The 14,590-nt window shown below is 59.3% G+C and carries 10 protein-coding genes; 5 read left to right on the top strand and 5 right to left on the bottom strand.

Translation table 11 applies throughout. The features are described 5' to 3' along the window. Nucleotides 1-25 precede the first annotated feature (25 nt). Nucleotides 26-1,240 (top strand): OpgC family protein, encoded by a 1,215-nt coding sequence (locus PY650_RS01310; protein ID WP_285877263.1) that lies wholly within the window; start codon nt 26-28, stop codon nt 1,238-1,240. Between the two features lie 346 nt (nt 1,241-1,586). Further along, nucleotides 1,587-2,678 (top strand): porin, encoded by a 1,092-nt coding sequence (locus tag PY650_RS01305; RefSeq protein WP_285877262.1) that lies wholly within the window; start codon nt 1,587-1,589, stop codon nt 2,676-2,678. A gap of 300 nt (nt 2,679-2,978) precedes the next feature. On the opposite strand, the gene PY650_RS01300 is transcribed toward PY650_RS01305, so the two are convergent. Then, nucleotides 2,979-4,748, bottom strand: a complete 1,770-nt coding sequence (locus PY650_RS01300) for a glucan ABC transporter ATP-binding protein/ permease (RefSeq protein WP_285877261.1) — start codon at nt 4,746-4,748, stop codon at nt 2,979-2,981. A gap of 367 nt (nt 4,749-5,115) precedes the next feature. On the opposite strand from PY650_RS01300, the gene PY650_RS01295 reads away from it, so the two are divergent. After that, a complete protein-coding gene (locus PY650_RS01295; protein ID WP_285877260.1) occupies nt 5,116-5,856 on the top strand; it encodes a helix-turn-helix transcriptional regulator in 741 nt (246 codons plus the stop codon). A gap of 114 nt (nt 5,857-5,970) precedes the next feature. Continuing rightward, complete coding sequence (gene pyc / locus PY650_RS01290) at nt 5,971-9,432, top strand: pyruvate carboxylase (protein WP_285877259.1); 3,462 nt, start codon at nt 5,971-5,973, stop codon at nt 9,430-9,432. Nucleotides 9,433-9,609: 177 nt separating this feature from the next. On the opposite strand, the gene PY650_RS01285 is transcribed toward pyc, so the two are convergent. From PY650_RS01285 to PY650_RS01270, 4 genes are all read right to left on the bottom strand, one after another. Then, nucleotides 9,610-10,371 carry an amino acid ABC transporter ATP-binding protein gene (locus tag PY650_RS01285; protein WP_285877258.1) on the bottom strand — a complete coding sequence of 254 codons (762 nt, stop codon included), beginning with the start codon at nt 10,369-10,371 and terminating at the stop codon, nt 9,610-9,612. Beyond that, the gene (locus PY650_RS01280; RefSeq protein ID WP_432761470.1) at nt 10,368-11,030 is read right to left on the bottom strand and encodes an amino acid ABC transporter permease; all 663 of its coding nucleotides are present in this window, start codon (nt 11,028-11,030) and stop codon (nt 10,368-10,370) included. The genes PY650_RS01285 and PY650_RS01280 overlap by 4 nt, the downstream gene beginning before the upstream one ends. A 102-nt stretch (nt 11,031-11,132) precedes the next feature. Next, complete coding sequence (locus tag PY650_RS01275) at nt 11,133-11,906, bottom strand: amino acid ABC transporter substrate-binding protein (protein WP_285877256.1); 774 nt, start codon at nt 11,904-11,906, stop codon at nt 11,133-11,135. Between the two features lie 239 nt (nt 11,907-12,145). Further along, on the bottom strand, nt 12,146-13,030 hold the full coding sequence (locus tag PY650_RS01270; protein ID WP_285877255.1) for a DMT family transporter: 885 nt from the start codon (nt 13,028-13,030) through the stop codon (nt 12,146-12,148). A 253-nt stretch (nt 13,031-13,283) separates the two neighbouring features. Here PY650_RS01270 and PY650_RS01265 point away from each other — a divergent pair, with 253 nt between their 5' ends. Next, nucleotides 13,284-14,483 carry an MFS transporter gene (locus tag PY650_RS01265; RefSeq protein ID WP_285877254.1) on the top strand — a complete coding sequence of 400 codons (1,200 nt, stop codon included), beginning with the start codon at nt 13,284-13,286 and terminating at the stop codon, nt 14,481-14,483. Nucleotides 14,484-14,590 lie beyond the last annotated feature (107 nt).

Genomic DNA, 14,590 nt, shown 5'->3' with positions numbered 1-14,590 from the left:
TTGATTGTCGGAACAGGAGAAGTCCATGAATTCCAGGGCTAATATCGACGTGGCTTCGGCAACTCGAATCAGCTTGCCGAAGGCGGCGACACGGCGGGATACGAGACTGGATGTTCTAAGGGCCTTGGCCCTGATCACGATCTTCATCAATCATGTGCCCGGTCAGTTTCTCGAAGGGCTGACCACCAAGAATTTCGGCTTCTCAGATGGTGCTGAGGCGTTCGTGCTGATCTCCGGCATTTCCGTCGGACTCGCTTACGGCTCGCGATTTAAGCCCGGCAATAAGCTTTCAATGGCCTGGAAGGCGATCAGGCGCGCCTTGACGCTTTATGCGGCGCACATGATTACCACCTTCATCACGCTTGTACTGTTTATCTCCGGCGCCTGGATTTTCCGTCAGCCAGGTTTGCTCTGCGAGGTGAACATCCTTGCCGTGCTGATGGACCCGGCTCGCGGCATTTCGGCCCTGCTGCTGCTCGGGCATCAGATCGGGTACAACAATATCCTACCGATGTATGGCGCATTGTTCCTGATGTTGCCGTTAATCCTGGTGCTTGAGGCGCGAAGCTCGCTGCTCCTGCTTTTGGTTTCCGCCAGTGTCTGGCTGATTGCCGGCATCTATCACATCGCGCCGCACACGACGCTGCTGGATGGCTTCTGGTTTCTCAACCCGCTCTCCTGGCAGCTCCTGTTCGTCATCGGCTTCGCGGCCATCATGCATGTGAAGCGCGGCGGCCGGATTTCCTATAACCCGGTTTTGTTTGCGCTATCGCTCGCCTATGTCGTGCTGTCCTTCATCTGGGTCACCGACAAGCTCTGGGTTCTGGGCGACCACCTCGCTGCTTTCGGCCTGCCCACGGTGGTCACCGGTTTCGACAAGACCTTTCTGTCGCTGCCGCGATTGCTGCATGTGCTGGCGCTTGCCTATCTCTTCATCAGTATGCCGACTATTTCGCGATTGCTGCAGCGGCCCGCCGATCATCCGTTGGCGATCCTTGGGCGGCACTCCCTCAACATCTTCGTTGCGGGCACGATCCTGGCCATGGCCGGCCAGGTCATCCTCTACATCACCAACAAAGACCCGGCTGTCGGCGGCGCCTATGTCCTTGTCGGCATTGCCGCACAGTTCGCCTATGCCTATTATCTCGAGCATAAACGGCTGAATGCCGCGGGCCGGCCGCCTGTCGCGACGTCCTTGGGTGCGCTCCCTCTGCCGGTGCGCATCGAAAAACGCCGATAGCCAGCTCTGCGGCCATGGGATACCACCACAAGTAATCCATTGAATTATATTGGCATTTTGTTTTGTGGCATTTGTGTGAACGAAGTGTGATGTGATTTTTCTGCAACGCGCCGGTGACCTGCTGCGTTGCAGCAAAGATTCTATTGCTCAAAATCTTGTTGTGCAAAATTGAACGTCCTACATCGGCGTCGTGACGGTGCTCGGGGAGTGCCGCCACCCCGGCGCCATACGCGCCCGAATGGGTGCATGACGCAATCGTGGGGATTGTCAAAACGGGAATGGGGTAGGGAACGTCGAATTTTCGGCGCGATAGCTCATGCCCAATCGATACTAGATTGGAGTATTTATGAATATCAGAAGTCTTCTTCTCGGTTCGGCCGCCGCTCTGGCAGCCGCGTCGGGGGCACAGGCGGCCGACGCCATTGTGGCCGCCGAGCCGGAACCGCTTGAATATGTTCGCATCTGCGACGCCTATGGCGCCGGTTACTTCTTTATTCCGGGTACTGAAACCTGCCTTAAGATCGGCGGCCGCGTCCGTACCGAAGGCGAATGGTATGATGCCTATAACCCCAACAGCAAGAACGGTACGCTCTGGCACACCCGCGCCGAGCTCAACATCGACACGGCGACCGATACCGAATACGGTCCGCTGAAGACTAACACCGTTTACCGTTGGGACTGGCAGGAGGGCGGCAGCACCACCACCAAGCTGCTTTGGGCCAACATCAGCCTCGCCGGCTTCACAGTCGGCAAGCTCGACTCGCAGTATAACCTTTACATGGGCTATGCCGGCAACGTCATCAACGACGATGTCATTTATGACGGCCCGAAGGAACTCAACCAGTTCACCTACAAGTATGACGCCGGCAACGGCTTCACGGCGGTGATCTCGCTGGAGGATTCCAATTCGTCGGCCGATAGCTCGTCCTATGGAGGCGCGTGGCAAACCGGCAAGGCCAATCACTATGCTCCCGACGTTGTTGCCGGCGCCGGCTACAAGGCGGGCGCGTGGACGCTGCGGGTCATCGGCGGCTACGACAGCATTGTCGAGGAAGGCGCCGTCAAGGCGCGCATCGACGCCGATTTCGGCGACTTCAAGGCCTTCCTCATGGGCGGCTGGAACACGGATGGCGACAAGCTCAATAAGTATGCCGGTTCCTACCTCAACACCAACCGCGCAGCCTGCCCGACGAATGGCGCGGATTGCGGCTGGGGTGACTGGGCCTTCTGGACAGGCGCCAGCTATCAGTTGACGCCGAAGCTGCAGGCCAACGCTCAGGTTGCCTACACCGACTCGAAGATCTTTGCCGCAACCGCCAACGTCGCCTGGCGTCCGGTCAAGGATCTGCTGATCGAGCCGGAAGTGTCTTACACCGATTGGGACGCTGCCGACAAAGACCAATGGGCGGGCGTACTCCGCTTCGAGCGCAAGTTCTGATCTGATCCCGGGATGACGCCAGTCATAACCGGTTTGACGTTTGCCTTGACTCCAGCTTGACGCCAAAACCGAATTGACCTCCGATCAGAGAAGGAGAAAGGCTCGGTTTTTCCTACCGGGCCTTTCTTGTTTTTGATGCGGCCCGTGCATTCGGCGGGGACGTTTCTTGCTGGTAAGGGGCGAGGCCAGGGCCGCAGTGGCATATGCCAACGAAACACCGCCTGACCGAAAATTTGGCAAAAAAAGCCGGGAAAGCATCGCTCTCCCGGCTTCGATCTTTATGCGGCCCCATGTAAATGATCAGGCGGCTTCGTTTTCTGTAGCGTGTGCCTTGCGGACTTCGTCGTCCGTCAGGATGCCGCTGGCGCGCAGCAGGGCAGCAAAACGCCCGTTGCTCTGGCTGAGCTCGCTGAAGCTGCCGTTTTCGATCACGCGGCCGTTGTCGAGGAAGAGGACGATATCGGCCTCGCGTACCGTCGACAGGCGGTGGGCGATGATGAAGGTAGTGCGGTTCTGGCGTAGATTGTCGATCGCCGCCTTCACCCGGTTTTCGGTCTCCACGTCGAGCGCGCTAGTCGCCTCGTCGAGCACGAGGATCGGCGCGTCCTTCAGGATGGCGCGGGCGATGGCGATTCGCTGACGCTCACCGCCAGAGAGCTTGTTGCCGCGTTCACCGACCCGGGTCTCGTAGCCGCTTTCGCGATTCTCGATGAAGTCGTTGGCGGCCGCTGCTTCCGCGGCACGGACCATCTCCTCTTCGGTCGCACCTTCGCGGCCGAGACGAATGTTATCGCTGATCGAACGGTTGAGCAGCCCGGCATCCTGGAAGACGGTGGCAATGTAGCGGCGCAACGACTTACGCGTCACCTTGGTGATGTCATTGCCGTCGACAAGGATCTGGCCCTCCTGCGGATCGAAGACACGCTGCAGCAGGTTGACCAGCGTCGTCTTGCCGGCGCCGGTCGGGCCGACGATGGCGACCGTCTGGCCGGCCTTCACCGTGAAGTTGATGTTGTGCAGGCCCTGCGACGTGTTACCGAAGCCGAAGGATACATTGCGGAACTCGACTTCACCCTTGACGTCCTTGATCTCGGCAAGGCCGGCCGGCTCCTCACGATCACGGACGGAATCTTCCAGAGTGTAGAAGTCTTCCAGCTTGGCGCGCGCTTCGAAAATCTGGTTGGCGAAGTTGCGCAGTTGTTCCAGGCGGCCGATCAGCACGTTGGCGAAGGCGATGAAGGTGATCAGCGCGCCGAGGCTCAGGCTGCCGTTTTGAACAAGCAGCGTACCGATCATCAGGATCGCCATCATCGCGACGGTCGAGGCCGTGCGGTTCAGCGCACCGGCGAGTGCCCACCAGTCGAGAACCGGATACTGTGCGGCGAGCAGCCGTTCGGTGAAGGACTTTAGCGCCTTGGTTTCGGCTTCGATGCGGTTATAGCTATGCAGCACAGAAACGTTGCTGATGCTGTCGCTGACATGCGAGAACACCGTGTTATAGTGGCTTTCGACCGAGGTCTGGCCATCCTTCGTTCGGTTCATGACGAGGCGGCCGATGATCCAGTAGAAGACGCCGAGCAGGATTAGAACGGCGGAAAGGCGCAAATCCATCGACATGGCCGTCGGAATCATCACGACAAGAGCGACCGCCGTCGAAAGATGGTTGCGCATAAATTCGAGCCAGAGGCCGAACAAGGCTTCACAGGCGCGCAGCAGCGTGTTCAGCGCGCTCGCCGTGCCGCGCTGACTGTGCCAGGAGAGCGGCATGGAAATGATGCGGCTGAACGCTTCGGTCAGCAGAGATGCGCGACGCCCATGGGCGAGACGGTCCGCCTCGCGGGAAACCACGATGAACGCCACTGCGCTGAAGACGGCGAAACCTGCCCACAACATCATGGTCGGCGCCACGGCCTGTTGTTTGGCGATGGCGTCGAAGATGCGGCCGAACAGGACCGGTTCGTAAATGGTGGTCATAGCCAGCGCGATGTTTGCGATGACAACCATCCAGACGCGATATCGATACGCGCCAAGGTACTTCAGGGCTCTTGCATAGACTTTGAACAGCGACACGTCGGGCACCCTCTGTGCATTCGCAAAATTAGGAATGCTGGATGCTACAGATCGCTACCTGAACCGGCGATTAACGGAATCTGACACTGATTTTACAAGGGAATTTTTGCGCGTTTCGCTCATGTGCGTAAGGACGTTCAAGCGGCCGCCCGAGAGCTGTGACAGTTTGCGAATAGTTGATGTATTGGCATTGTCGCGCGGCGATGCGGTTGCTATTTGGGGTTGATCTGTAAATTCTTCGCCAAAGACGTTCAATTTTATTTCGACCTAGGTATGTTTGCCCGCCATCGGCCGCGCCGGAGGCAAGGCGGATCATGATGGTGGTATCTGCTGACGAACAACCAGGCTTCTAGGCCAGGGGGTGCACGTGAATATTCATTCCTTAATACAATTGCTTGTAGTTATTGAAGAATGCAAGCTTTCCAAGAATGTTGTCGCGGAGCTGGAACAGGTGCTGCGGTCCTACAGGTTCGATTTTTATGGGCTGATAAAGGCGCCGCGGCCGAATACCGATCACATGAACCCAGTGCTTGCCGGACGCTGGCCGGACAAATGGCCGCTCACCTATGTTGCCAAGAGATACGTCCTGATCGATCCCACCATCCGCTATCTCGGCCGCGCGCAGCGACCCTTCCGCTGGCGGGATGCCGTGGTGGCGATGAAGGGCGATCCGCTCCGCCGGCGCATGGAGCAGATGATGGCCGATGCGCGTGCCAACGGACTCATCGATGGCTATATCTTTCCCATTCACGGGCGCAGCGGTCTGCTCGGCAATATGACGATCGGCGGCAATGTGATTGATCTATCACCAGTGGAAATCTCTCTCTTCGATGCCGTGGCGAAGAAAGCGTTCTGGAGGCTTCTGGAACTGCGCGATGAAGCGCGATCCCTGGAGGAGGCCTCCAAAACCGACCTCAAGCTGACCAAGCGCGAGATGGAGGTGTTGAACCATCTGGCGGAAGGCATGACCTCGATGGAGATCAGCCGGATGCTCAAAATCTCTAATCACACCGTCGATTGGTACATGAATAGCATCCAGGACAAACTGAACGCCAAGAACCGGCAGCACATCGTTGCCATAGCTATAAGAAACGGACTTATTCCATAACGGCAACAATTTTGGTTTCAGGTGCCGTGGGAAATTGAACTTCTTGTGACAAGAAGTTAAGAATTCTCTTCGCGGGTGCAGCATTGCCCGTTTCAATGCCGTGAGGAGAGCGCATTGCCTATTTCCAAAATCCTAGTTGCCAACCGTTCCGAGATTGCCATCCGCGTTTTTCGCGCGGCCAATGAGCTCGGCATAAAAACAGTCGCCATCTGGGCCGAGGAAGACAAACTCGCGCTGCATCGCTTCAAGGCCGACGAAAGCTATCAGGTCGGTCGCGGCCCGCATCTTGCCCGCGATCTCGGCCCGATCGAAAGCTATCTGTCGATCGATGAGATCATCCGCGTCGCCAAGCTGTCGGGCGCCGATGCCATCCATCCCGGCTATGGCCTTTTGTCGGAAAGCCCGGAATTCGTCGATGCCTGCGACGCGGCCGGCATCGTCTTTATCGGCCCAAGAGCCGATACGATGCGCCAGCTAGGCAACAAGGTCGCAGCCCGCAACCTGGCCATTTCCGTCGGCGTGCCCGTCGTGCCGGCCACCGAGCCGTTGCCGGATGACATGAAGGAAGTCGCACGCATGGCCGGGGAGATCGGCTATCCGGTCATGCTCAAAGCCTCCTGGGGCGGCGGTGGCCGTGGCATGCGCGTCATCCGCGCCGAGGCTGATCTCGCCAAGGAAGTGACGGAAGCCAAGCGCGAGGCGAAGGCTGCGTTCGGCAAGGACGAGGTCTATCTCGAAAAGCTGGTCGAGCGTGCCCGCCACGTCGAAAGCCAGATCCTCGGCGATACGCACGGCAATGTCGTACATCTTTTTGAGCGCGACTGCTCTGTCCAGCGCCGCAACCAGAAGGTCGTCGAGCGCGCGCCTGCGCCCTATCTCACTGACGCGCAGCGGCAGGAACTGGCCGCCTATTCCCTGAAGATCGCCGGCGCAACCAATTATGTCGGCGCCGGCACCGTCGAATATCTAATGGATGCCGATACCGGCAAATTCTATTTCATTGAAGTCAACCCGCGCATTCAGGTCGAGCATACGGTGACCGAAGTCGTCACCGGCATCGACATCGTTAAAGCGCAGATCCATATCCTCGACGGTTTCGCCATCGGCACGCCGGAATCGGGCGTGCCGAAGCAGGAGGATATCCACCTCAACGGCCATGCCCTGCAGTGCCGTGTCACCACCGAAGACCCGGAACATAATTTCATTCCGGATTATGGCCGCATCACCGCTTACCGTTCGGCCGCCGGTTTCGGCATTCGTCTCGATGGCGGCACTGCCTATACCGGGGCGATCATCACCCGTTTCTACGATCCCTTGCTGGTCAAGGTGACGGCCTGGGCCTCGACGCCTTCGGAGGCGATCGCCCGCATGGACCGCGCGCTGCGCGAGTTTCGAATCCGCGGCGTGGCGACGAACCTGACTTTCCTTGAAGCGATCATCACCCATCCGAAATTCCGCGACAACAGCTATACGACGCGCTTCATCGACACGACGCCGGAGCTGTTCCAGCAGGTCAAGCGGCAGGACCGCGCGACCAAGCTTTTGACCTATCTCGCCGATGTCACCGTCAACGGCCATCCGGAGGCCCGCGGCCGGCCGGCGCCCTCGCCGAAGGCTGCCGAACCGGTATTGCCCTATATCGACGGCGAGGTTCCGGACGGCAGCAAACAGCGGCTCGACAAGCTCGGTCCGCAGAAATTCGCCGAGTGGATGCGCAACGAAAAGCGCGTGCTGATGACCGACACGACGATGCGCGACGGCCATCAATCGCTGCTCGCCACTCGCATGCGCACATTCGACATCGCCCGTGTCGCCGGCACCTATGCGCGCGCTCTGCCGCAATTGCTGTCGCTGGAATGCTGGGGCGGCGCCACCTTCGACGTCTCCATGCGCTTCCTTACCGAAGACCCATGGGAACGGCTGTCGCTGATCCGAGAGGGCGCGCCGAACCTGCTCTTGCAGATGCTTTTGCGCGGCGCCAACGGCGTCGGTTACACCAACTATCCCGACAATGTCGTCAAATACTTCGTCCGGCAGGCGGCCAAGGGTGGTATCGACCTCTTCCGCGTCTTCGACTGCCTGAACTGGGTCGAGAACATGCGCGTGTCGATGGACGCTGTTGCCGAGGAGAACAAGCTCTGCGAGGCGGCGATCTGCTACACGGGCGATATCCTCAACTCCGCCCGCCCGAAGTATGACCTGAAATATTACGCCGATCTCGCCGTCGAGCTAGAAAAGGCGGGCGCCCACATCATCGCGCTGAAGGATATGGCTGGCCTCTTGAAGCCGGCTGCGGCGAAGGTGCTCTTCAAGGCGCTGCGCGAGGCGACCGGCCTGCCGATCCATTTCCACACGCACGATACCTCCGGCATTGCGGCGGCAACCGTTCTTGCCGCGGTCGATGCTGGCGTCGATGCGGTCGATGCGGCGATGGATGCACTGTCCGGCAACACGTCACAGCCCTGCCTTGGTTCGATCGTCGAGGCACTGAAGGGAACGGAGCGCGATCCGGGCCTCGATCCCGAATGGATCCGCCGCATCTCCTTCTACTGGGAAGCGGTGCGTCATCAGTACGCCGCCTTCGAAAGTGATCTCAAGGGTCCGGCCTCTGAAGTCTACCTGCACGAAATGCCGGGCGGGCAGTTCACAAACCTCAAAGAGCAGGCCCGGTCGCTTGGTCTTGAGACCCGCTGGCACCAGGTGGCGCAGGCCTATGCCGACGCCAACCAGATGTTCGGCGATATCGTTAAGGTGACGCCGTCTTCCAAGGTGGTCGGCGACATGGCGCTGATGATGGTTTCCCAGGATCTGACCGTTGCCGATGTCGAGAACCCGGCCAGGGATATTGCCTTCCCGGACTCGGTCGTCTCGATGCTCAAGGGCGATCTCGGTCAGCCGCCGAGCGGATGGCCGCAAGCCTTGCAGAAGAAGGCGCTAAAGGGCGACAAGCCCTACACGGTGCGCCCGGGCTCGCTGCTGGCCGAAGCTGATCTCGATGCCGAGCGCAAGGCGATAGAGGCCAAGCTGGAGCGGAAGGTCGATGACTTCGAATTCGCCTCCTACCTGATGTATCCGAAGGTCTTCACTGACTATGCGTTCGTTGCCGATACCTACGGCCCGGTTTCGGTCTTGCCAACGCCCGCCTATTTCTACGGCCTGAAGGAAGGCGGCGAGCTCTTTGCCGAGATCGAGAAGGGCAAGACGCTCGTCGTCGTCAACCAGGCGATGACGGCGACCGACGACAAGGGCATGGTGACGGTGTTCTTCGAGCTCAACGGCCAGCCACGCCGCATCAAGGTGCCGGATCGCGCTCACGGTGCCACTGGGAGCGCCATCCGCCGCAAGGCCGAGGCTGGCAATATCGCCCATGTTGGCGCACCGATGCCGGGCGTCATCTCCACCGTCTTCGTTTCGCCCGGCCAGGCGATCAAGGCCGGCGACGTGCTGGTATCTATCGAAGCGATGAAGATGGAAACGGCGCTGCATGCGGAAAAGGACGGCACAATCGCCGAAGTCCTGGTCCGCGCCGGCGACCAGATCGATGCCAAGGACCTGCTGGTGGTTTACGGGGCTTGAGCTTTCCTACCTTCTCCCCCTCGGGGGAGAAGGTGCACGCCCTTCGACAAGCTCAGAGGGCGGATGAGGGGCTCGGAGCAGCCTGACGAAAGCCTTGAGCGGTAAGCGAAAGGCATTTTACTCCCGGTAATGCCCCCTCGCCCCGCGCGGCCCTCTCGCAGGGGCGAGGGGTTTTCCTCAAATATCGTAGCTGTGCCCTGCATTCAGCGTGGAGATAAACTGCTTTGTCCGCTCCTGTGTCGGCGCGCCGAAGATGCTGCGGGAGGGGCCGGTTTCGACGATGTTACCGGCCTCGAGGAAGACGACGCTGGTGGCGATCTTCGATGCGAGGCGCAGGTCATGGGTTGCCATCACCATGGTCGTGCCTTCATTGGCGAGCTTTCCGAGAACGTCGACGACTTCCGCGGCGAGTTCCGGATCGAGCGCCGAGGTCGGCTCGTCGCAGAGAAGAACGCGGGGCGAGGGGGCAAGCGCACGGGCGATCGCCACGCGCTGCTGCTGTCCGCCTGATAGCGTCGAGGGCCAAGCGTCCATCTTGTGCGCCATTCCGACCTTGGTCAAAAGCTCCACGGCGCGGTTACGCGCCCTTTCTGCTGGCCAGCGCAGCACCGTCATCAAGCCTTCCATGACATTCTGAATTGCCGTCTGGTGTGGAAAGAGCTGGAAATTTTGGAAGACCATGCCGGTCTGCCGGCGGATCTTTTGGATGTCCTGCCAGCGAGTCTTCTTGCCCGGTAGGAAAGTGATCGTCTCCCCACCGATGCGGATGATGCCCGCTGTCGGGATTTCCAGAAGGTTGATACAGCGCAGCAGCGTGCTCTTGCCGCCGCCGGAGGGGCCCACGAGCGCCGTAACCGTGCCTTCCGGGATCAGCAGGCTAATGTCTTTCAGGATGACATTGTCGCCGAAGCGTTTTTCGATATGCGACAGCTCGATCATGTTCGTGCCTCCTCCAGGGCGCCGCCATAGCGGGCGAAACGGCGTTCGAGAGAGACCTGCAGCGCCGACAGGACGGAACTCATGACGAGATAGATCAGGGCCGCTTGGATATAGAGGATCAGCGGCTCATAGGTTGTCGCCACGATACGCTGCGCGGCCTGGAATAGTTCCGGCACGGTGATCGCGGCGGCAAGCGAGGTGTCCTTGACGAGTGAGATGAAGGTGTTCGACAGCGGCGGCACCGCAACGCGTGCGGCCTGCGGCAGGATGGTGCGATTCATGGCCTGCCGCCAGCTCATGCCGATGGAATATGCTGCTTCCCATTGGCCCTTCGGCACCGAGGAGATGACGGCGCGGATGATCTCGGACGCATATGCACCGACGCTCAGCGTGAAACCGATGACGGCGGCGGGAAAGGCGTCGAGCAAGATGCCGAGGCTCGGCAGACCATAGAAGATGACGAAGAGCTGCACTAGCAGCGGCGTGCCGCGGATCACCCAGACGTAGAAGCGCGCGATGGCGGCAAGCGGCCACGGCCCGAAAAGCCGCGTAACGGCGGTTAGCAGACCGAGCAGCAGGCCGAGAACGAACGTGATCAGGGTGAGTGGGATGGTAAAGACAAGTCCCGCCCATAACAGCGAGCCCAATGAGTCCCACATCAATTGCAACCAGTGCTGCACGGAGAAGCGGCCTTTCAATAAGAGAATGCGTCCGGAAAGGATTCCGGACGCATCTTTTTCACAGTTTGTCGGCTGTGCCTATTACTTCGAAACGTCTTGGCCGAAGTATTTCTGGGAAATCTTGGCGTAGGTACCGTCAGCCTTGATGTCGGCCAGCGCCTTGTTGATGGCGGCCTGCAGCTCCGGCTCACCCTTGCGGATAATGGCGGCGGAATAATCAGCATTGGCCTGCTGGGCGACGATCTTCACCGGCGCATCCGGCTTGTGTTTTTTGAAATCGAAGAAGGATAGGCTGTCGTTGATTGTTGCGTCGGCGCGCCCGGTGAGCACGAGCTGGATCGACTGATCGAAGCCATCTGTGCCGACGAGGTCGGCACCAGACGTTTGGGCGAGCTTGCCGAAATTGCTGGTCAGCGACTGTGCGGCCTTCTTGCCCTTGAGATCGGCAAAGTCCTTGATGTCGCTGTTGCTGTCCTTGACGATCAGCACGGCCTTGGAGGCGATGTAAGGATCGGAGAAATCGTATTTCTGCTTGCGGGCATCGGTGATGCCGACTTCGTTGATGACCGTGTCGTAACGGTTGGCATCGAGGCCGGCGATCAGGCCATCCCACTTGCCTTCCAGAAACTGCGCCTTGACGCCGAGCTTGCCAGCGATGGCTTCGGCGATCTCGACATCAAAGCCGACGAGCTTGCCGCTTTCGTCGTGATAGGTGAAGGGTGCATAGGTGCCTTCCGTGCCGATTTTCAGGGCGCCAGCGGACTGGATCGCCCTCAAGTTATCGCCGGCGTGGGCGGGGAGCAGGAATGCAGCCTGCACGAAGGCGACAGCGGCGACAGTCTTCAACCAGTTCATTGTTTTCTTCCGTTTCTTGAGCGACATCAATCGATGCCGAATACATTGCAGAAAAACTGGTGCGGGAGAGCGTAGAAAACTGCAAAAGAAATGGGCAAGTGCGAATATTTTTCTCAAAGGGTTGAGATTTGTGATCTTACCACCGTGCAGATGCAGATTGGAGACAACCAAGCACGGGCGCGTCGTCAGCAACCTCATTTGCGGGTGGCAATTGCCATGCGTGCGGAGCCGGGATCATGCTATGCTTCGCTTCGCTCAATTGCGGATACTCGCCGCAACCGCTCGCTGACGATGACTATCACGCCGGCGCTGAGGATCAGGATGGCGCCGATGAAGGTGTTCATCTTGGGAATATCCCCCCAGATCAGAAAGCCGAGAAGGAAGGCCCAGACCAGCGAGGTGTATTCGAACGGCGCCAAAACCGAGACCGGCGCCTGTCGCATGCCTTCGAACAGCGCCAATTGCGCCACCCCGGCGATAACGCCGGTGCTGCAAAGCAGGATCAGCTCGTAAGTCGTCGGCGTCTTCCAGTGTAGAAAGGCCATCGTGCCCGTCAGCAGGATGAAGATGATGTTGGAGACGGCCATCTGGATATGGCTTTTTTCGTGCAGTGCGGTCTTGCGCAGCAGCACCATGCCGGTTGCCCAAAGCACGGCCGCCTGCAGAGCCAGATAGACGGGCCATGAGATCGACAGACCGACCGGGTTGGAGGCGATCACCACCCCGCAAAAGCCGACGCCGACGGCCATCCAGCGGGCGAAGGTGACCTTCTCGCGCAGCACGATGGTCGCAAGAATCGTCCCGACGATCGGGGCTGCATAGTAGAGCGTGGTGACTTCGGCAAGCTGCAGGTAACGGGCGGCTGAATAATAGGAGGTCCACGCGATCACCAGCAGAATGCTGCGGACGATCATCGGCTTGATGATCGGCGAGCGCGCCACTTTGCGCGCCAGCAATGGGCCCTCGAAGAGGAAGCAGCCGATGAGGATGGTGCAGCTTCGCCAGAACAGGATTTGCCAGACCGGAATGCTGACGACGAGCAATTTCACCACCGAGTCGTGGGCAGTGAACAGCATATAGGCAAACACCGTAAGCAGGATGCCGTAGCTGATGGGATTTTTCACGAACGCACCATGGGAATGGCTTGAGGTGGGCCAATCGAAAACTCTTTAAAGCTCAACCGATAGGAGGCTAGTTTTTCGCCGTCAATAGGCCATAGGGGCAAGCTAGATTGGGTGGGAAAGTTTATTTGCGGTTGTGGCTTCGCTGCCTCCGTTTTAACAGACGGAGACGAAATGTGACCGATGCGACTCATCTCGGACATTGAGATTTCAATCGATTTAAATATGCTGCGCGCACCGATTTGGGGGATTAACTATGGATGATATGACGCGATCCGAGCGTTTTCAGGCCCGCAGAAGCGGATTCTTCACGAAATCGCGCACAGCCGTTTCCCTACTGTTTTTGATGAACGGCTTCACTGTCGGCTGCTGGGCGCCAAAGATCCCGGAGTTCGCCGAACGGCTGCAACTGTCCAAATTCGAACTTGGCCTGATGATTCTGGTTTTCGGCCTGGGATCGCTGGTGATGATGCCGATGGCCGGTGCGCAGATTGCCGGGCGCGGCTCGAAAATCGTCGTCAAGGCCTTCGCCGTGCTGCTGCTGCCGATGCTGCTGGCCTTGACCGTCACCCAGAGTGTCTGGACCGCCGCGATCGCCATCTTCCTGTTCGGCGGCTTCATAGGCGGCATGGATGTGGCGATGAACGCCAATGCCGTCTCGGTGGAGAAATCCATGCATCGGGCAATCATGTCGTCCTGCCACGCCTTCTGGAGCCTCGGCGGCCTCATCGGTTCGGCGATCGGCGGCTTTCTGATCTCGCGTTGGGGCGTGCTCGGACATGCTGAGGTCGCGACCGCCCTTTCCCTCTTCTTTCTGGCGGTTGCCTGGCCGATGATCCTCGGTGATCAACCGCATCCGGACGAGGTAAAGCCCAAGGCGCGCTTGCCTTTGATCCCGCTGCCCTGGCTGCTCGGCATGATGGCTTTGTTCTGCATGATCCCGGAAGGTGCCGTACTCGACTGGAGCGCGCTCTATCTCAGCCAGGAAAAGGCCGCATCGGTTACTCTGTCGGGCTTCGGCTTCGCTGCCTTCTCTTTCACCATGGCGACGATGCGCTTTGCGGGCGATTTCGTCCGCGACCGGTTGGGCGCCGTCAAGACGCTGCGCGTCTGCACGGTCTTTGCGATTGTCGGGATGTTGCTTGCGGCGCTGGCGCCGAATGCGGAGCTTGCCATTGTGGGCTTCGCGCTCTGCGGCATCGGCATTTCCAACATGGTCCCGATCGCCTTTTCGGCCGCGGGCAATATTCCGAGGCTGCAGCCTGGCATCGGCATCTCCGTCGTCACCACAATGGGCTATTCCGGCATGCTGATCGCCCCTTCCGCGATCGGTTTCGCCGCCGAACATGTCGGTTTCTCGCCGGTCTTGATGGCGTTGCCTGTCCTGCTACTCGTCGTGCTGGCGCTATCGTCTCTGGCGCGTTACGCCGACGGCATCGGCCACAGCGCGCATTAATTTGGTCGCTTTCGCGTGCTACCGCAGCCTGCTACCGGAACAAAAGTGATGTTCGAAACGGTTGACAACGACCGCTTCGTGATCCACCTGAAAGGCACCAATTTCCC

The organism is Martinezella calliandrae (genome assembly GCF_030272695.1).
Taxonomy (GTDB): Bacteria; Pseudomonadota; Alphaproteobacteria; order Rhizobiales; family Rhizobiaceae; genus Rhizobium; species Rhizobium calliandrae.
Note: the sequence above shows the minus strand (reverse complement) of the source record. Positions and strands in the feature narration are given on the sequence as shown.

Excerpts from the sequence above, each read along its gene's own strand:
- PY650_RS01310 (WP_285877263.1), top strand. The coding sequence starts at position 26 with ATGAATTCCAGGGCTAATATCGACGTGGCTTCGGCAACTCGAATCAGC.
- PY650_RS01305 (WP_285877262.1), top strand. The coding sequence starts at position 1,587 with ATGAATATCAGAAGTCTTCTTCTCGGTTCGGCCGCCGCTCTGGCAGCC.
- PY650_RS01285 (WP_285877258.1), bottom strand. The coding sequence starts at position 10,371 with ATGATCGAGCTGTCGCATATCGAAAAACGCTTCGGCGACAATGTCATC.
- PY650_RS01280 (WP_432761470.1), bottom strand. The coding sequence starts at position 11,030 with ATGTGGGACTCATTGGGCTCGCTGTTATGGGCGGGACTTGTCTTTACC.
- PY650_RS01275 (WP_285877256.1), bottom strand. The coding sequence starts at position 11,906 with ATGAACTGGTTGAAGACTGTCGCCGCTGTCGCCTTCGTGCAGGCTGCA.
- PY650_RS01265 (WP_285877254.1), top strand. The coding sequence starts at position 13,284 with ATGGATGATATGACGCGATCCGAGCGTTTTCAGGCCCGCAGAAGCGGA.